The organism is Streptomyces sp. NPDC040432 (assembly GCF_055595445.1).
Genome location: NZ_JBVIVP010000004.1, coordinates 376,245 through 394,365, shown reverse-complemented (window position 1 = coordinate 394,365; position 18,121 = coordinate 376,245). Strand labels below are relative to the sequence as shown.

13 protein-coding genes are annotated in these 18,121 nt (G+C 72.1%); 7 read left to right on the top strand and 6 right to left on the bottom strand.

The window, feature by feature from the left end:
- Positions 1-36: 36 nt before the first annotated feature.
- Positions 37-1,554: a 30S ribosomal protein S1 gene (gene rpsA / locus ACZ58N_RS12055; RefSeq protein ID WP_281206708.1), complete on the bottom strand. Its 1,518-nt coding sequence runs from the start codon at positions 1,552-1,554 to the stop codon at positions 37-39.
- Positions 1,555-1,903: 349 nt separating this feature from the next.
- Between rpsA and ACZ58N_RS12050 the strand changes: the two genes are divergently transcribed.
- Positions 1,904-2,773, top strand: a complete 870-nt coding sequence (locus ACZ58N_RS12050) for a class I SAM-dependent methyltransferase (RefSeq protein ID WP_471158028.1) — start codon at positions 1,904-1,906, stop codon at positions 2,771-2,773.
- Between the two features lie 4 nt (positions 2,774-2,777).
- The gene (gene hrpB, locus ACZ58N_RS12045; protein WP_471158027.1) at positions 2,778-5,297 is read left to right on the top strand and encodes an ATP-dependent helicase HrpB; all 2,520 of its coding nucleotides are present in this window, start codon (positions 2,778-2,780) and stop codon (positions 5,295-5,297) included.
- Here the strand turns inward: hrpB and pgfA are convergent.
- The 4 genes from pgfA to ACZ58N_RS12025 form a co-directional block, all read right to left on the bottom strand.
- Entirely contained in the window at positions 5,287-6,279 is a 993-nt protein-coding gene (gene pgfA, locus ACZ58N_RS12040; RefSeq protein ID WP_471158026.1) for a cell envelope lipid trafficking protein PgfA, read from the bottom strand. The genes hrpB and pgfA overlap by 11 nt on opposite strands.
- Positions 6,280-6,292: 13 nt before the next feature.
- Complete coding sequence (locus ACZ58N_RS12035; protein WP_471158025.1) at positions 6,293-6,433, bottom strand: SPW_0924 family protein; 141 nt, start codon at positions 6,431-6,433, stop codon at positions 6,293-6,295.
- A gap of 156 nt (positions 6,434-6,589) precedes the next feature.
- Entirely contained in the window at positions 6,590-7,069 is a 480-nt protein-coding gene (locus ACZ58N_RS12030) for a DUF6193 family natural product biosynthesis protein (protein ID WP_471158024.1), read from the bottom strand.
- 291 nt (positions 7,070-7,360) lie between these two features.
- Entirely contained in the window at positions 7,361-8,680 is a 1,320-nt protein-coding gene (locus ACZ58N_RS12025) for a lytic transglycosylase domain-containing protein (protein WP_471158023.1), read from the bottom strand.
- Positions 8,681-8,826: 146 nt separating this feature from the next.
- On the opposite strand from ACZ58N_RS12025, the gene ACZ58N_RS12020 reads away from it, so the two are divergent.
- The gene (locus tag ACZ58N_RS12020; protein ID WP_471158022.1) at positions 8,827-9,681 is read left to right on the top strand and encodes a DUF4184 family protein; all 855 of its coding nucleotides are present in this window, start codon (positions 8,827-8,829) and stop codon (positions 9,679-9,681) included.
- Between the two features lie 88 nt (positions 9,682-9,769).
- On the opposite strand, the gene polA is transcribed toward ACZ58N_RS12020, so the two are convergent.
- Positions 9,770-12,493, bottom strand: coding sequence for a DNA polymerase I (gene polA / locus ACZ58N_RS12015; protein ID WP_471158021.1), 2,724 nt, complete (start codon positions 12,491-12,493; stop codon positions 9,770-9,772).
- A gap of 256 nt (positions 12,494-12,749) precedes the next feature.
- On the opposite strand from polA, the gene ACZ58N_RS12010 reads away from it, so the two are divergent.
- The 4 genes from ACZ58N_RS12010 (at position 12,750) to ACZ58N_RS11995 (ending at position 18,065) form a co-directional block, all read left to right on the top strand.
- Positions 12,750-15,020, top strand: coding sequence for an FdhF/YdeP family oxidoreductase (locus tag ACZ58N_RS12010; protein WP_471158020.1), 2,271 nt, complete (start codon positions 12,750-12,752; stop codon positions 15,018-15,020).
- Between the two features lie 53 nt (positions 15,021-15,073).
- Entirely contained in the window at positions 15,074-15,547 is a 474-nt protein-coding gene (locus ACZ58N_RS12005) for a PaaI family thioesterase (RefSeq protein WP_471158019.1), read from the top strand.
- A 319-nt stretch (positions 15,548-15,866) separates the two neighbouring features.
- Positions 15,867-16,286, top strand: a complete 420-nt coding sequence (locus ACZ58N_RS12000) for a hypothetical protein (protein ID WP_471158018.1) — start codon at positions 15,867-15,869, stop codon at positions 16,284-16,286.
- A 543-nt stretch (positions 16,287-16,829) separates the two neighbouring features.
- A complete protein-coding gene (locus ACZ58N_RS11995) occupies positions 16,830-18,065 on the top strand; it encodes a branched-chain amino acid ABC transporter substrate-binding protein (protein WP_385584516.1) in 1,236 nt (411 codons plus the stop codon).
- The last annotated feature ends 56 nt before the right edge of the window (positions 18,066-18,121 follow it).

Genomic DNA, 18,121 nt, shown 5'->3' with positions numbered 1-18,121 from the left:
AGCTCAACTCACACCGGAGTGTGATGCGCGCTGCGATCAGCTCTGGCCGCCGGCCAGCTTCTCGCGGAGCGCGGCCAGGGCCTCGTCGGACGCCAGGGCGCCCGAGGTCTCGTCCGACTCCGAGGAGTAGGAACCACCGGAGAGGCTGGCGCCGCCACCGGTGTTGCCACCGGCGGCCGGGGCGGCAGCGCCCTCGGCAGCAGCGGCCTCGTCGGCCTCGCGGCTCTTGATGACCTGCGCCTGGTGCTGCTCGAAGCGGACCTGCGCCTCGGCGTACTGGCGCTCCCACGTCTCGCGCTGGGTGTCGAAGCCCTCAAGCCAGTCGTTGGTCTCGGGGTCGAAGCCCTCGGGGTAGATGTAGTTGCCCTGGTCGTCGTAGGACGCGGCCATGCCGTACAGGGTCGGGTCGAACTCGACCGACGCCGGGTCGGCACCGAAGGACTCGTTGGCCTGCTTCAGCGACAGCGAGATCCGGCGACGCTCAAGGTCGATGTCGATGACCTTGACGAAGATCTCGTCGTTGACCTGGACGACCTGCTCCGGGATCTCCACGTGGCGCTCGGCCAGCTCGGAGATGTGGACCAGACCCTCGATGCCCTCGTCCACGCGGACGAACGCACCGAACGGAACCAGCTTGGTGACCTTACCCGGGACGACCTGGCCGATCTGGTGGGTCCGGGCGAACTGCTGCCACGGGTCCTCCTGCGTCGCCTTCAGCGACAGGGAGACACGCTCGCGGTCCATGTCGACGTCGAGGACCTCGACGGTGACTTCCTGGCCGACCTCGACAACCTCGGACGGGTGGTCGATGTGCTTCCAGGACAGCTCGGAGACGTGCACGAGACCGTCGACGCCGCCCAGGTCCACGAAGGCACCGAAGTTGACGATCGAGGAGACGACGCCGGAGCGGACCTGACCCTTCTGCAGGGTGGTGAGGAACGTCTGGCGAACCTCGGACTGGGTCTGCTCAAGCCAGGCACGGCGGGACAGGACCACGTTGTTGCGGTTCTTGTCCAGCTCGATGATCTTCGCCTCAAGCTCCTTGCCCACGTAGGGCTGGAGGTCGCGGACGCGACGCATCTCGACGAGCGAGGCCGGCAGGAAGCCGCGGAGGCCGATGTCGAGGATGAGACCACCCTTGACGACCTCGATGACGGTACCGGTGACGATGCCGTCTTCTTCCTTGATCTTCTCGATCGTGCCCCAGGCGCGCTCGTACTGAGCGCGCTTCTTGGACAGGATCAGACGGCCTTCCTTGTCCTCCTTCTGGAGAACCAGGGCCTCGATCTCGTCGCCGACCTTGACGACCTCGTTCGGGTCGACGTCGTGCTTGATCGAGAGCTCGCGGCTCGGGATCACGCCCTCCGTCTTGTAACCGATGTCGAGGAGAACCTCGTCCCGGTCCACCTTGACGATGACGCCGTCGACGATGTCGCCGTCGTTGAAGTACTTGATCGTCTCGTCGATCGCCGCGAGGAACGCGTCCGCGTCGCCGATGTCGTTGACCGCTACCTGCGGAGGGGTGGTGGCGGTGGTCTCGGTGCTGCTCGTCATGTGGGAAAGGGCTCCGGTTACGGACAGAAAGTCGTAGGTACTGCTACGCCGGGAGCCCTTATCGGCATCTGCCGAAGCCGGACAGCCAAAGAAGCCCGGATCCGCACCAGCGGGAGGGCCTCGAAAACCGAGGGGACATCAACAGAGGCAAGCGCAGCCTGCTAGGTCTGAGGAGCACAGGCTCGCAGCGCAACTTGTAGCATACGGGGGCAGCAGGACAGGGTCAATGCGCGAAGGCGCACACCCCGGGCAGATCACCGCACAACCGGCACAATTCGTGGGCACAGCAGCCCCGATGGGCAATCCGATGGATTTCCCGAGCCATCCGCAGACTACGACGACGGGCCCCATGAACCAAGAGTCCTACGACAAGCACACCTCCCAGGACGGCTACGGGGCGGACGGCGGCGTCGAGGACGACGCGCAGGCCACCCGCCGTGACGCCGGGGACGCGGAGAGCAGTCGCGCGAACCGCGGCTGGTGGGACCGCAACGCCGACGAGTACCAGAGCGAGCACGGCGCGTTCCTCGGCGACGACCGCTTCGTCTGGGGACCCGAGGGTCTCGACGAGGCGGAGGCGGCCCTCCTCGGTCCGGCGGCCTCCCTCAAGGACAAGGACGTCCTGGAGATCGGCGCCGGCGCCGCCCAGTGCTCCCGCTGGTTGGCCGCCCGGGGCGCCCGCCCGGTGGCGCTGGACCTCTCGCACCGCCAGCTCCAGCACGCCCTGCGCATCGGCGGCTCCGATCTGCCGGCGGTCCGGCTCGTCGAGGCGGACGCCGGGCGGCTCCCCTTCCGGGACGGCTCGTTCGACCTGGCCTGTTCCGCCTACGGCGCGGTCCCCTTCGTCGCCGACCCGGTGAACGTGATGCGCGAGGTCCGCCGGGTCCTGCGCCCGGGTGGCCGCTGGGTCTTCTCCGTCACCCACCCGATCCGCTGGGCCTTCCCCGACGAGCCGGGCCCCGAGGGGCTGTCCGTCGCGGCCTCCTATTTCGACCGGACCCCTTACGTGGAGCAGGACGAGGACGGCGACGCCGTCTACGTCGAGCACCACCGCACGATCGGGGACCGGGTCCGGGACGTGGTCGCGGGCGGGTTCCGCCTGGTGGACCTCGTCGAACCGGAATGGCCCGAATGGAACGCCCAGGAGTGGGGCGGCTGGTCCCCGCTGCGCGGCAACCTGATCCCGGGGACCGCGATCTTCGTGTGCGAGAGGGACTGACCCCTTGATCCGCCAGGCCGACCTCGACGCCCTTCCCGTACGGGAGGCCGTGCCCGCCCTCGTCTCCGCGCTGGACGCCCGCGGCACGGCCGTGCTGTGCGCCCCGCCCGGCACCGGCAAGACCACGCTGGTGCCGCTGGTGCTGGCGGGGCTGGTCGGTGGCGGACCGCGACGCCGGGTCGTGGTGGCCGAGCCGCGCCGGATCGCCGCCCGGGCGGCGGCGCGGCGGATGGCCTGGCTGCTGGGCGAGCGGCCGGGCGGTTCGGTGGGCTTCACCGTGCGCGGCGAGCGGGTCGTGGGCGCGGGGACCGTGGTGGAGGTGGTGACCACGGGCGTGCTGCTCCAGCGCCTCCAGCGGGACCAGGAACTGGTCGGCACGGACGTGGTGGTCCTGGACGAGTGCCACGAACGGCACCTGGACGCCGACACCGTCGCCGCGTTCCTCCTGGACGTGCGCGCGACCCTGCGCCCGGAGCTGCGGCTGGTCGCGGCTTCGGCGACGACGGACGCGGCGGGCTGGGCCCGGCTGCTGGGCGACGCCCCGGTGGTGGAGGCCGCCGGGGTGGCCCACCCGGTGGAGACGGTGTGGGCGCCGCCGGCGCGGCCGGTGCGTCCGCCGCACGGGATGCGGGTGGATCCGGCGCAGCTGACGCACGTCGCGTCGGTGGTGCGGCGGGCGTTGGCGGAACGTTCCGGCGACGTGTTGTGCTTCCTGCCGGGTGTGGGCGAGATCGCCCGGGTCGCGGGGCAGTTGGGCGGGGTCGACGCGGAGGTGCTCCAGGTCCACGGTCGGGCCCCGGCGGCCGTGCAGGACGCGGCGCTCACCGCGGCCGACCACCGTCGGGTGATCCTTTCGACGGCGGTCGCGGAGTCGAGCCTGACCGTGCCCGGCGTACGGGTGGTCGTGGACTCCGGGCTGGCGCGCGAACCCCGGGTGGACCACGCGCGGGGCCTGGGCGCGCTGACGACCGTACGGGCGTCCCGCGCCTCGGGCCGCCAGCGGGCGGGCCGGGCCGGCCGGGAGGCGCCGGGCGTGGTGTACCGGTGCTGGGAGCAGGCCGAGGACTCCCGGCTACCGGCCTTCCCCTCCCCCGAGATCCGGATCGCGGACCTGGCACAGTTCGCGCTCCAGGCCGCCTGCTGGGGCGATCCGGAGGCGGCCGGGTTGGCGCTGTTGGATCCGCCGCCGGCCGGGGCGATGGCCGCGGCGCGGGAGGTGCTGCTCGCCGTCGGCGCGGTGGACGGCTCCGGCAGGCCGGTCGCGCGCGGACTGCGGATGGCCCGGATGGGGCTGCACCCGCGGCTGGCGCGCGCCCTGCTGGACGGTTCGGCCGCGGTCGGCGTCCGTCGGGCGGCCGAGGTGGTGGCGCTGATCGGCGAGGAGCCCCCTCGGGAGTACGGGGACGACCTGGCCGCCGCCTGGCGGGCGGCCCGGCGGGGCGGTGACGGCTACGCGGCGCGCTGGCGCGCGGAGTGCCGCCGCCTGGAGCGCGCGGTGGGAACCCCGGACGCCACCGGGCAGGACGCCCCGGGCGGTGCGGCCCTCTCCGACGACGGGGCCGCCGGGCTGGTGGCCGCTCTGGCTTTCCCCGAGCGGGTCGCCGCGGCCAAGGGGGGCGGGGCCTTCCTGATGGCTTCCGGGACGGGCGCCGAGGTGGGCGACGGGTCGCCGTTGCGCGGCGCGCCCTGGCTGGCGGTCGCGGTCGCGGACCGGGCGGCGCACGCCGTGTCCGCCCGGGTGCGGCTCGCCGCCGTCATCGACGAGGGGACGGCCCGCGCCGCCTGCGGGCACCTGCGGGGCGGTGGTGACGAGGTGCGCTGGGAGGACGGCGACGTGGTCGCCCGCTCCGTCGAACGGCTCGGCGCGATCGAGCTCACGGTCCGCCCGCTGCGCGCCCCCGGCCCGGCCCTCGTACGGGCCGCCCTGCTGGACGGCCTGGCCGCGGAGGGGCTGGGGCTGCTGCGCTGGTCCGAGGACGCGCGGTCGCTCCGGGCCCGGCTCGGTTTCCTGCACCGCACGCTGGGTGGCGGCTGGCCCGACGTGGCCGACGACGCCGCGCTGCTGGAGCGGGCCGACGACTGGCTGGAGCCGGAGCTGTCCCGGGCGCGCCGACGTGCCGACCTGGGGCGCATCGATGCCGGGCAGGCCCTGAACCGGCTGCTGCCGTGGGCCGGTGGGGAGGCGGGCCGGCTGGACGAGTTGGCTCCCGAGCGGCTGTCGGTGCCGAGCGGTTCCCGGATCCGGGTCGACTACTCGGGCGAGCAGCCGGTGCTGGCGGTGAAGCTCCAGGAACTGTTCGGGCTGGCCGAGACGCCCCGGGTGGCGGGGGTTCCCGTACTCGTCCACCTGCTGTCACCGGCCGGGCGGCCCGCCGCGGTGACCGCCGACCTCGCCTCGTTCTGGCGGGGTGGCTACCGGGCGGTGCGCGCCGAGCTGCGGGGCCGGTATCCGAAGCACCCGTGGCCGGAGGACCCGGCGACCGCCGAGCCCACCCGCCACACCAACGCCCGGCTCAGGCGCTGACCGCTGCCCCCGGGTGCGGGTCGGGCTCCCGGCCGCGGCGGCCGCGGGCCTCCAGCCAGAGGGCGAGGGCGAGGAGGCCGAGGGCGCCGACGGCGAGCCCGCCGGGGGCGTAGGTGTGCAGCGCGAGGACCTTCGTACGGTTCGACTTGACGAGTTCGAGGGTGTGCTCGGCGTAGTCGGGGCGCATCTTGACGTGTCCGGCGAAGGCGGTCAGCTTGCCGTCGGGCCCGGCCGCCGCGATTCCGCCGCGCATCTCCTGCTGGATGACCTGTTCGGCGTTGACGGGTGCCCCGGTGACCGGGTCGACCCAGAACATCGCCTTGACCGTGTACCAGAGGCTGGTTCCGGTGGTCTGCTCGATGGTGGCCGGGTCGATGCCCTCGATGGGCATCTTCTTCGGCATGGGGACCTTGGTCCACGGGACGGTCTGCTCGAAGTAGTAGACCTCCATGCCCCGGTAGGTGCGCGGTCCGACGTAGTGGATGGGCGAGGACGTGCGGGTCTGCGCGTCGAAGTAGAGGTGGTCGCGGGGCTCGGTGAAGAAGGGCCATTTGAACTCGATGCCCTCGCGCTTGACCGGGTCGCCGTCGACCATCTCGCCGGTGGCGTGCACCGGGTCCTGGGTGTGGGCGTCGAAGATGTAGCGCTCGGGTATCTGCGAGACCATCTTCCCGTCCGGGCCGATGATGTGGGACAGCGTGTCCCAGACGACGACGTCCTTGCCGGCGTCGGCTTCGATCTCCTCGGAGGCCTCGACGTTGCCCTTGAGGGTCTGGACGATGGTGACCTTGTCCACCTTCTTGGGCTTCATGCCGTCGTTGTAGTCGATGAGGGTGGCGTCCTTCGCCTCCAGCACCATCTCCTGGTACTGGTTCGGCGGGATCTTGGCGAGCCGCGGGTACGCGTACCAGCGCAACAGCGGTGCGAGGGCCGCGCAGAACACGGCGAGGGCAAGCAGGACGAGGCTCGCTCTGCGTCGCATGGCCGGGCCTCCTCTACTTTCCGGGCGCGGGGGGCGCGGTGGTGAGCAGCGGCTTGGGCGAGGTCTTGCCCTCCGGCGCCCCTGCCGCCGTGATGGCGAGGACGAGGGCGAGCGCGGCGGCCAGCCCGATGGCGGCGGCGACGAGAGCGCGCATGCCGGGGCCTCCGAAATCTGATAGGGCGTCAGAGATGGGGCACCGTAGCAACGCGGGGGCGAGATGAGAACCGTCTCGTGCGGTGATCGCGGGAAGCGCGGGAAGCGGGGCGGGCGGCCGCGGTCCGCGCCGGAGCGGGGGCCGCGGCCCGCCGCCTCAGCCGCTGACGTCCTCGGCGCGGGTGACCGCGGGGCCGAGCCCGGGCGGCAGGTGCGCGGCGACGAGGGCGACGGCCTCCTCGGCGGTGTCGGCCCAGCCGAGCACGCCGTTGCTGCGGGCCAGGCGGACCCGGAACCGCCCGTCGGGCAGCGGGTCCACGGCCGGAACCTGCACGACGTACGGGAACTCGGTGCAGCTGCTGAGGTTCAGGCTGTGGTGGCTGGTGAAGGGGTGGAGCTGCCGCAGCAGGGGCTCCGCGTACGCGGCCTCCAGCAGGGGGACGATCGGCGGGTACGGGCGGTCGGGCCGGTGCTCCAACTGGTGGTCCCGCATGGCTCGCCAGCTCAGCAGCAGCCGCTGCCAGCTCACCTCGACGAATTCCGCCGGTCCGAGCAGGCGGGCGGCGGCCCGATCGGGGAGGACGGGCCGGGGCAGGAGGGGTCTTTCGGCCGCGGGGACGTCAACGTTGTCGTTCATCGCGCCAGTCTGGCGGCGGGCACCGGCCCTGACCAGGGGTGGTGAGCAGGCGAGTATCGGCCGGCGCGGCCGGGCGTCCGGGCCGGGCGCGCCGGCCGCGATGCCGTCGGGGACGACCGCCTTCCCGGCCGGGCGCCGCGGACCGCGCGCACCCGGGCGGGGCGGACGCCACGGCCGGTTGCCGAGCCTCGACCAACTGCTTTCGCCCGTGGCGGCGTTGGCGGCGCGGATGGTGCCGCGGGTCGACCTCGACCCGCGGCCCGGGCACCCGCGCCGTTCCCACGGCCGCGCCTACGGAGTGCCGCTCGGACTCGCCGCGGGTGCCGGGGCCGACTTCCCCGGGGCCGTGGGGCTCGGCGCGGGGGTGGTGGGCCGGGCCGTGGCGGTCGGGCTCGGCGCGGGGGTCGGGCTGCCCGTCGGGGTGGGCGTGGGAGTCGGGGTGGGCGTGGGGGTGGGTGTCGGGGTCGGGGTGGGCGTGGGCGTGGGGGTAGGTGTCGGGGTCGGGGTGGGCGTCGGGGTGGGCTTGGGATCAGGCGTCGGAGTCGGCTTCGGAGTCGGCTTCGGCGTGGGCGTCGGCTTCGGGTCCGGTGTGGGGCTCGGCTTCGGCGTCGGCGTCGGCGTCGGCGTGGGTACCGGACCAGGGGTCGGCTTCGTACCCGGCCGGCCCGCGGGAGTTCCCGGCCCCGTACCAGTACCCGGACCGGTGCCGGTTCCGGCGCCCGCACCGGGGCCCGTGCCGTCCGGGACCTCATGGGCGCCGGCGAGGTAGTACGCGAACCAGGACCGCACCGTCCGCAGGTACTCGGTGGACTGGTTGTAGGAGAGCACGGCCCGGTCCAGGTCGGCCGGGGTCCGCAGGTCCCGGGTGCCCGCGCACAGGTAGCGGCCTGCGGCGAGCGCCGCGTCGTGGATGTTGTTCGGGTTGCGCCGCCCGTCGCCGTCGGCGTCCTGGCCCCAGGACGCCCAGGTGGAGGGGATGAACTGCATCGGACCGACGGCCCGGTCGTAGCGGGAGTCGCCGTCGTAGGCCCCGCCGTCGGTGTCGGAGATGTTCGCGAAGCCGTTGCCGTTGAGGACGGGGCCGAGGATCGGGCGCAGCGTGGTCCCGGCGGCGTCGACCCGGCCGCCGCCCGCCTGCCCGGACTCGACCTTGCCGATGGCGGCGAGGAGTTGCCAGCGCAGTCCGCACCCGGGGTCGGTCTCGCCGACCTTCTGCTCGGCCCGCCGGTACGCGGCGAACACGCTCGCCGGTATCCCCTTCGCGCCCTCCAGGGCGGTCACCGGTTCGGTGCGCGGGGTGTCGGCCGCGGCGGGCACCGGCGTCGGGGTGGGCTCCAGGGCCGGTGCCGGGGTCGCCCCGTCGACCGGGAGGACGACCGAGGGCGGTGCGGGGCTCGGCAGGGGCGGCAGTTCGGTGAAGTAGGTGGAGTCGCCGCCGGATCCCGCGACGGTGGGGGCGGGCTGTGCGCTGCCCTCGCCCGCGGCGGCCATCCGCCCGGCGCTCCCGTCGTTCGGGCCCTGCGAGCCGGTCACCGCGGCCACGACGAGCGCCGAGATCACCGCGGCGAAACCACCCCTGCGCAGCCTGCGTCCGATTATTCGAGCCGCCATGAGCCGGACCCCTCCCCTAGACGTCCGCGTGACCCTACGTCAACTCCCTTCACGGGGCACGAACCGCGGCTCGGATTTCACGACATCCCCACGTCCTGCGCAGGTCACGCATACTGTCCCGACGTTCCGCACCGAGGAGAAGCACCGTGCCGTTCACTCTCAGCCATGCGGCTGCCGTACTTCCGGCCGTTCGCCGGTCCGGACGGGCCCGCGGGCCCCTGGTGGCTTCGGCACTGGTTCTGGGGTCCTTCGCACCGGACACGTTCTACTTCATGGACGCGGTCGTCGAGGGCGTGATGCCGTACGGCACGTTCACGCATTCCCTGCTGGGCATCGTCACCGTGGACGCCGTGCTGACCGCCGTCCTCGTCGCGTGCTGGCTGCTGCTGCGCGAGCCGCTGATCGCTCTGCTGCCCCGCCGTCGGCAGGGCCGCGTCCACGCCTTCGTGCGCGGTGAGCACTGGCGGGACCGACGGCAGTCCTCGCTCGTCCTGTGGTTCTACCTCTCGGCGGTGGTCGGTTCCCTCACGCACGTCGTGTGGGACAGCTTCACCCACCTGGACCGCTGGGGCACGAACGCGCTGCCGGAGCTGGGCGAACCGCTCGCGTTCGGACTGCCGCTCTACTCCTACGTGCAGTACGGCTCGTCGGCGCTCGCCGCATGCGTCCTGTTCTGGTTCGTGACGACCGGCCTGCGGCGGCTGCCTGACGGGCCCGCTCCGGCGTCGGTGCCGGTGCTCGGCCGTGCGGAGTTGCTGGGCACCCTCGCGCTGTTCACCGTGTCGGTGACGGTGGGGGTCACGATGCGGGTGATCCGCTGGTACACGTTCTTCGACCGGATCGAGAGCCCGCTCGACATCATCCCGACCGTCTGTTTCGGCGCGGGCGGCGGCCTCGCCGTGGCCCTGCTGCTGTACGGGGCCCTGTTCCGCCTGCGTCACCGCCCCGACGGCGACCGCCGCCCGGACCACGAGGCGCGCACGCCTGCCGGCGCCCGCTGAGGCGAACGTCCGGCGGATCCTTCCGGCCCGGACGTGCCGACGCCCGCCCCCGGCGTGGGGGCGGGCGTCGGCACGGGTGGTACGCGGCTCAGTGCGCGGCGGACTCCCAGTCACCGCCGACGCCGACGGACACGTCGAGCGGGGCTCGGAGTTCCACGGCGGCGGCCATCTCGCGGCGCAGCAGTTCCTCGACCCGCTCGCCCTCGCCGGGGGCGATCTCCAGGACGATTTCGTCGTGGACCTGGAGCAGCATCCGCGACGTGAGGCCCGCGTCGGTGATGGCCTTGTCGACGCGGAGCATGGCCACCTTGACGATGTCGGCGGCGGTGCCCTGGATCGGGGCGTTCAGCGCCATCCGCTCGGCGGCCTCGCGGCGCTGGCGGTTGTCGCTGTTGAGGTCGGGCAGGTAGCGGCGGCGCCCGAAGACGGTCGCCGTGTACCCGGTGGCGCGGGCCTCGTCGACCACGCGCTGGAGGTATTCGCGGACCCCGCCGAACCGCTCGAAGAAGGTGTCCATCAGCCCGCGCGCCTCGGCGGGCTCGATGTTCAGCTGCTGGGCGAGGCCGAACGCGGACAGCCCGTACGCCAGCCCGTACGACATGGCCTTGATCTTGCGGCGCATCTCGGCGTCGACCTGGGAGCGCTCCACGCCGAACACCTGGGAGGCGACGGTGGTGTGGAGGTCCTCGCCGGTGGCGAACGCCTCGATGAGGCCCTCGTCCTCGGAGAGGTGGGCCATGACCCGAAGCTCGATCTGGCTGTAGTCGGCCGTCATCAGCGACTCGTAGCCCTCGCCGACGACGAAGCCGCGGCGGATGGCCCGGCCCTCGTCGGTGCGCACCGGCACGTTCTGCAGGTTCGGGTCGGTGGAGGACAGTCGTCCGGTCGCGGCGACGGTCTGGCTGAAGCTGGTGTGGACCCGGCCGTCGGCGGCGATCGACTTGACCAGGCCCTCGACGGTGACGCGGAGCTTGGCCTGCTCCCGGTGCCGGAGCATGATCACCGGGAGTTCGTGGTCGGTCTGGCCGGCCAGCCAGGCCAGCGCGTCCGCGTCCGTGGTCCAGCCGGTCTTGGTCTTCTTCGTCTTCGGCAGGTCCAGCTCGCCGAAGAACACCTCCTGGAGCTGCTTCGGCGAGCCGAGGTTGAACTCGTGGCCGACCGCCGCGTGCGCCTCCTTCACCGCCTGCTGCACGGCTCCGGCGAACTGCTGCTCCATGCCTTCGAGGTGGTCCCGGTCGGCGGCGATGCCGGCCCGTTCCAGCCGGGCCAGCAGCTCGGAGGTGGGGAGCTCCATGTCGTGGAGCAGTTCCGTCGCCCCGACCTCGTCGAGTTTCGCCGTGAGGGCGTCACCGAGGTCGAGGACGGCGCGGGCCTGTCCCATCAGGGCGTCCGCCTCGGCCGTCTCGTCGGCGCCGAAGGCCAGCTGCCCGTCGGCGGCGGCGGGTGCGAGCTCGCGGTGCAGGTACTCGTTGGACAGCACGTCCAACGCGAAGGAACGCCGGCCCGGCTTGACGAGGTAGGCGGCGAGGGCGGTGTCCATGGTGACGCCGGCCAGCGTCCAGCCGTGCTCGGGGAAGACCCGCATGAGGCCCTTCGCGTTGTGCACGACCTTGGGCTTCTTCGCGTCGGCCGCCCAGGCCGCGAAGGCCTTCTCGTCGGCCTCGTCCAGTTCGGACGGTTCGAACCAGGCGGCCGCGCCGCCGGCCGAGGCCAGGCCGATCTCGCTGATGTTGCCCTGGCCCAGGGCCCAGCTGTCGACGGTGGACACGCCCAGCGGGCCCGCTCCGTGGCTCTCCAGCCACGGAGCCAGCTCGCCGGTGCCCAGCACCGAACCGTCCAGTTCCACGGCTGCCGCCACCGGGGCCGGCGCCTCGGCCTCGGCCGCGCCCGGGTCCACCGCGAGCAGCCGCTCGCGCAGCGAGGCGTTGCGGATCTCCAGTACGTCGAGCACGCCGGTCACCGCGGACCGGTCGTAGGGGGCCCGCGCCAGGTCGGCGGGGGTCTTCGCCAGCTCGACGTCCTTGACCATCTCGGTCAGGACCCGGTTGAGCTTGACGGCCTCCAGGTGGTCCCGGAAGTTCTGCCCGGCCTTGCCCTTGACCTCCTCGGCCCGCTCCACGAGCTCCGCGAACGACCCGAACTGGGTGATCCACTTGGCGGCGGTCTTCTCGCCGACGCCCGGGATGCCCGGCAGGTTGTCGGACGGGTCGCCGCGCAGCGCCGCGAAGTCCGGGTACTGCTGCGGGGTGAGCCCGTACTTCTCCTCGACCTTCTCCGGCGTGAACCGGGTCAGCTCGGAGACGCCCTTGGTCGGGTAGAGCACCGTCGTGTGCTCGGAGACCAGCTGGAAGGAGTCGCGGTCACCGGTGACGATCAGGACGTCGAAGCCGAGGGCCTCGGCCTGCGTGGTCAGCGTCGCGATCACGTCGTCGGCCTCGAAGCCGTCGACCGCGAACCGGGGCACCTTCATCGCGTCGAGGAGCTCGCCGATCAGCTCGACCTGCCCCTTGAACTCGTCGGGGGTCTTGGACCGGTTCGCCTTGTACTCGGGGAACTCCGTCGAGCGCCACGTCTTGCGCGATACGTCGAACGCCACCGCGAAGTGTGTGGGCGCCTCGTCGCGCAGCGTGTTCGCCAGCATCGACGCGAAGCCGTAGATGGCATTGGTCGGCTGGCCCGTCGCGGTCGTGAAGTTCTCCGCGGGCAGCGCGAAGAACGCCCGGTACGCCAGGGAGTGCCCGTCCATGAGCATCAGGCGGGGGCGGTCCGCTGCGGTCGTCTGGTCGGTCTTCTTCGATGCTGAATCTGCCACGCCCCCGATCCTAGGCGCCCCCGCCGACAATTCCGGCGCGGACGATCGCGCTCCGGCCGCCCCGGCCGGCCGGGGCCCGCGCCGGGCCGGGACCGTACCGCCCCACCCGGCGCGTCCGCCCCAGGTGTCCGCCCCGGCGCACCTCCACCCCGGGCCGGCGGCCCCGACCGCCCTCCCCTGTCGGCCGGGCACGTGAAAGGATCGAAGAACGCGGTCGCACGTACCGCACTCGTACACACGCTCGAAGGAGAGCGCCATGGCGACCAAGCCGCCCTCAGGTGACCCCGTACAGGACGCGCCGCAGGTCACGCCGCCGCAGCACGCCGCCGCGGGCCTGCCGGCGATCGGCCACACGCTGAAGGTCGCCCAGGCGCAGATGGGCCTCGCCCGCACCGCCCGCACCCTCCTCAAGGTCAACCAGAAGGACGGCTTCGACTGCCCCGGCTGCGCCTGGCCCGAGGGCGACAAGCGGCACGCGGCCGAGTTCTGCGAGAACGGCGCCAAGGCCGTCGCCGAGGAGGCGACCCTGCGCAGGGTCACCCCCGCCTTCTTCGCCGCGCACCCCCTGTCGGACCTGGCCGAACGCTCCGGATACTGGCTCGGCCAGCAGGGCCGGATCACGGAGCCGATGTACCTGCCCGAGGGCGGGGACCGGTACGAGGCGATCGGCTGGGACCGGGCCTTCGAGATCATCGCGGAGGAACTGAACGCCCTCGACTCCCCCGACGAGGCCCTCTTCTACACCTCGGGCCGCACCAGCAACGAGGCCGCGTTCCTCTTCCAGCTCTTCGCCCGCGAGTACGGAACCAACAACCTGCCCGACTGTTCCAACATGTGCCACGAGTCCTCGGGCTCCGCGCTGAACGAGACCATCGGCATCGGCAAGGGCAGCGTCTCCCTCGAAGACCTCCACCAGGCCGACCTGATCATCGTCGCCGGACAGAACCCGGGCACCAACCACCCGCGCATGCTCTCCGCCCTGGAGAAGGCCAAGGCCGCGGGCGCGAAGATCATCTCGGTGAACCCGCTGCCCGAAGCCGGCATGGAACGCTTCAAGAACCCGCAGACCCCGCTCGGCATGCTCAAGGGCACCGCCCTCAACGACCTGTTCCTCCAGATCCGCATCGGCGGCGACCAGGCCCTCTTCCGGCTCCTCAACAAGCTCGTCATCGAGGCCGGCGACGCCACCGACGAGGCCTTCATCCGCGAACACACCCACGGATACGAGGAGTTCGCCGCCGCGGCGAAGGAGACCGACTGGGCCGGGACCCTCACCGCGACCGGCCTCACCCGCCCCGAGATCGAACGCGCCCTCGCGATGGTCCTCGCCTCCCGGCGCACCATCGTCTGCTGGGCCATGGGCCTGACCCAGCACAAGCACTCCGTCGCCACCATCCGCGAAGTCGTCAACCTGCTCCTGCTGCGCGGCGACATCGGCCGCCCCGGCTCGGGCGTCTGCCCCGTGCGCGGCCACTCCAACGTCCAGGGCGACCGCACCATGGGGATCTTCGAACGCCCCGCACCGGCCTTCCTCGACGCCCTCGACCGCGAGTTCGGCATCACCTCGCCCCGAAGCCACGGCTACGACGTCGTCCGCTCCGTAGAAGCCCTCCGCGACGGCCGGGCCAAGGTCCTCTTCGCCATGGGCGGCAACTTCGTCGGCGCCACCCCCGACACCGACGTCACCGAGGCCGCGATCCGCCGCGCCTCCCTGACCGTCCACGTGTCCACGAAGCTCAACCGCTCCCACGCCGTCACCGGCCGCCGGGCGCTGATCCTGCCGACCCTCGGCCGGACCGACAAGGACGTCCAGGCCTCCGGCAAGCAGTTCGTGACCGTCGAGGATTCCATGGGCATGGTCCACGCCTCCCGCGGCAACCTCGCCCCCGCCTCGCCCCGGCTGCTCTCCGAGCCCGCCATCGTGGCCCGCCTGGCGCGCGCCGTGCTCGGCCGGAACTCCGCCACCCCGTGGGAGGAGTTCGAAGCGGACTACGCCGGCATCCGCGACCGGATCGCCCGCGTGATCCCCGGCTTCGAGGACTTCAACACCCGCATCGCCCACCCCGGCGGATTCCGGCTCCCCCACGCCCCCCGCGACGAACGCCGCTTCCCCACCAGGACCGGCAAGGCCAACTTCACCGCCGCCCCCGTCGAGTACCCCCACCTGCCCGCCGGCCGCCTCCTGCTCCAGACCCTGCGCAGTCACGACCAGTACAACACCACCATCTACGGCCTCGACGACCGCTACCGGGGCATCACCGGCGGTCGCCGCGTGGTCATGGTCAACCCCGAGGACGCCGCCGAGCTCGGCCTCGCCGACGGCTCCTACACCGACCTCGTCGGCGAGTGGAAGGACGGCGTCGAACGCCGCGCCCCCGGCTTCCGCGTCGTGCACTACCCCACCGCCCGCGGCTGCGCCGCCGCCTACTACCCCGAGACCAACGTGCTGGTCCCCCTCGACTCCACCGCGGACACCAGCAACACCCCCGCGAGCAAGTCCGTCGTCGTGCGCTTCGAACCGGCCTGATAGAACGGCCCAGGACACAATGGTTAACGATCGTTGACGAACGGAGCCGGCCCATGGGCGAGCAGCACAGCGTGAAGTTCCCGCAGGAAGTCCTCGACGAGTACGCGGCCCTGGGCATAGACCTGCCCGCGCTGTTCTCCGCGGGGGACCTCGGTCGCCGGATGGAGATCCGCATCCTGGAGGCCTCCGCCGAGCGGGTCGTCGCCACCATGCCGGTCAAGGGCAACACCCAGCCCTACGGACTGCTGCACGGCGGAGCCTCCGCGGTCCTCGCCGAGACCCTCGGCTCGGTCGGCGCGATGATGCACGGCGGCATCACCAAGGTCGCCGTGGGCGTGGACCTGAACTGCACCCACCACCGGGGCGCCCGCTCCGGCATCGTCACCGGCGTCGCCACCCCCGTCCACCGGGGGCGCTCCACCGCCACCTACGAGGTCGTCATCTCCGACGAGCAGGACCGCCGGGTGTGCACCGCCCGCCTGACCTGCCTGCTGCGCGACGCCGACCCGGCCGCCGCCGGGGCCTGACCCCGCGCGGGAGCCGTGCGGCCACCGGCCTCGCGGGCGCCGGCGCCCGCCCCGGGACCCTTCACGGGCCCGGAACCGCCCACCGAGCGGTTCCGGGCCCGTTCCCGTACCCGGGCGGGCGCCGACGCCCGCACGTCGCCCGACGGCACCCGCTCGACGCGCCCGGCAGCCCACGCGCCGGGCTCCACGCCGGCCTCCGCGCCGGCCCGCACGACGGATCCGGACCCGCGGAACCCGCCAACCGCCCGGAATCCGCCACTCCGCGCGCCGGAGGGCCAGCGCTGTTGTGTCACCGATGGTGACCGCCTACGGTCCCCCCATGGGGACCCCGCCACCCGCCGCGGTCCGGTACGGCTCCGCTGCCCTCCTCGCGGCGCTCGCCCTCGCCGGATGCGCCGGCTCCACCTCGTCGAGCGCACCACCGCCCCGCACGGCCACCACCCCGGGCACGGCCGCTCCCGCCCCGTCCACGCCCGCGCAGATCTGCACGAGCCTGGTGTCGTACTGGGCGAAGGAGACCTTGAGGGGCAGCAAGTGGTCCGGTCTGGACTGGGAACAGAAGGGCCTGTCCAACGAGCAGTACGACATCCACGAGGAAGCGGTCGCCGCGGGCCGCTCCGAAGAGCGAACGGCCGGACAGGGCAAGGCACTTGAGCTGATCGACCGGCTCGTGGCGCAGCGCTGCGCCGAACGGGACGGGGCCACCGGCAGTTCGGACGAGCGCCGACCCCCGAAGTGACGGGGGTCACCGGAATCCGCGCGCGCTGTCCGTCTTCCGGGCAGGTGTTCCCCTACGACCGAACCGCAGGTCGCAGCCCTCCCGCGATGCGGACCAAGATCGATCCGATCGAAGTGGATCAAGGAGGGTCGTCACGCTGTGTATTACCCACGCCATACGGAATCCCCCTTTTCCCCCCGGACAAAGCGACCCCCCGGATTCTTTCGGACACTCACCGCCACAATCGACCGAATTTGATCAGAGACAGGAGCATGAGGGCCTCAAGCCCCTTAGGGCAGCAGGTATTTCTCAGCATGTGGTCATTCTCCGGCGTTGCTTAACGCCCGATCTGTCCACACTCCCACCACGCATTCTTGCCCTTGGCATAACAAGAGCGTCACATCCTCCTTTCCCGGCTCCCCGTGCTCGCCACCTCGGGCCTAGAGTCACGGCCAGTCACCGCGCCGCCGGGCGCGAATCAGCACGGCCGTGTACCTCCCAGTGCGGCCCGGCGACCTAACGGCACCTCGACAAGAGGGCGCCGCGCCAGGGAAAGGAAGAATCGTGCGACACCGTTCTTTGCTCGTCCTCACCACCGTGATCACCACGGGAGCACTGACCCTCACCGCTTGCGGATCGCGCGACGGAGGCTCCACCGACAACAACGCCGACGGCAAGAAGACCGTCGTCGTCATCGGCGTGGACGCCCCCCTCACCGGCTCCCTCTCGGCGCTCGGCCAGGGCATCAAGAACTCGGTCGACCTCGCGGCCAAGACGGCCAACAAGAACAACGAGGTCCCGGGCATCGAGTTCAAGGTCGAGGCCCTCGACGACCAGGCCGTCCCCGCCTCCGGCCAGGCGAACGCCACCAAGCTCGTCGGCAACAAGGACGTCCTCGGCGTCGTCGGCCCGCTGAACTCGGGCGTCGCCCAGCAGATGCAGGGCGTGTTCGCCTCCGCCAACCTGGCGCAGGTCTCCCCCGCCAACACCAACCCCGCGCTCAGCCAGGGCGACAACTGGGGCAAGGGCGAGTTCAAGCGCCCCTTCAAGACCTACTTCCGCACCGCCGCCACCGACGTGGTCCAGGGCAAGTTCGCCGCCCAGTACCTCTTCAAGGACGCCGGCAAGAAGAAGGTCTTCGTCGTCGACGACAAGCAGACCTACGGCGCGGGCCTCGCCGCGATCTTCTCCGACGAGTTCAAGAAGCTCGGCGGCGAGGTCGTCGGCACCGACCACGTGACCGTGAAGGAGACCGACTTCTCCTCCACCGCCGACAAGGTCAAGTCCTCCGGCGCCGACTCCGTCTACTTCGGCGGCCAGTACCCCGAGGGCGGCCTGCTCGCCGACCAGATCAAGAAGACCGGCGCGCAGATCCCGCTCATGGGCGGCGACGGCATCCAGGACCCCGCCTTCATCACCGCCTCCGGTGAGGCCAACGAGGGTGACCTCTCCACCTCCATCGGCTACCCGGTCGAGAAGCTCCCGACCGCCAAGACCTTCATCGCCGACTACCAGGCAGCCGGCTACAAGGACCCGTACGCGGCCTACGGCGGCTACTCCTACGACGCCGGCTGGTCCGTCGTCCAGGCCGTCAAGGCCGTCGTCGCCGCCAACGGTGGCAAGCTCCCCACCGACGCCCGCGCCAAGGTCGTCGAGGCTCTCGGCAAGGTCTCCTTCGAGGGCGTGACCGGCAAGGTCGCCTTCGACGAGAACGGCGACACCACCAACAAGCAGCTCACGGTCTACAAGGTCGAGGGCGGCAAGTGGATCGACGTCAAGAGCGACACGTTCAACCAGTAATCCCCCCGGCACCACGCACCACCCGCACCACCTGAACCACCCCACCACCGCGCGAG

Excerpts from the sequence above, each read along its gene's own strand:
- ACZ58N_RS12035 (WP_471158025.1), bottom strand. The coding sequence starts at position 6,433 with ATGCGCGCTCTCGTCGCCGCCGCCATCGGGCTGGCCGCCGCGCTCGCC.
- pgfA (WP_471158026.1), bottom strand. The coding sequence starts at position 6,279 with ATGCGACGCAGAGCGAGCCTCGTCCTGCTTGCCCTCGCCGTGTTCTGC.
- ACZ58N_RS12030 (WP_471158024.1), bottom strand. The coding sequence starts at position 7,069 with ATGAACGACAACGTTGACGTCCCCGCGGCCGAAAGACCCCTCCTGCCC.
- ACZ58N_RS12005 (WP_471158019.1), top strand. The coding sequence starts at position 15,074 with ATGGGCGAGCAGCACAGCGTGAAGTTCCCGCAGGAAGTCCTCGACGAG.
- rpsA (WP_281206708.1), bottom strand. The coding sequence starts at position 1,554 with ATGACGAGCAGCACCGAGACCACCGCCACCACCCCTCCGCAGGTAGCG.
- ACZ58N_RS12000 (WP_471158018.1), top strand. The coding sequence starts at position 15,867 with ATGGGGACCCCGCCACCCGCCGCGGTCCGGTACGGCTCCGCTGCCCTC.
- ACZ58N_RS12025 (WP_471158023.1), bottom strand. The coding sequence starts at position 8,680 with ATGGCGGCTCGAATAATCGGACGCAGGCTGCGCAGGGGTGGTTTCGCC.
- ACZ58N_RS12010 (WP_471158020.1), top strand. The coding sequence starts at position 12,750 with ATGGCGACCAAGCCGCCCTCAGGTGACCCCGTACAGGACGCGCCGCAG.
- ACZ58N_RS12050 (WP_471158028.1), top strand. The coding sequence starts at position 1,904 with ATGAACCAAGAGTCCTACGACAAGCACACCTCCCAGGACGGCTACGGG.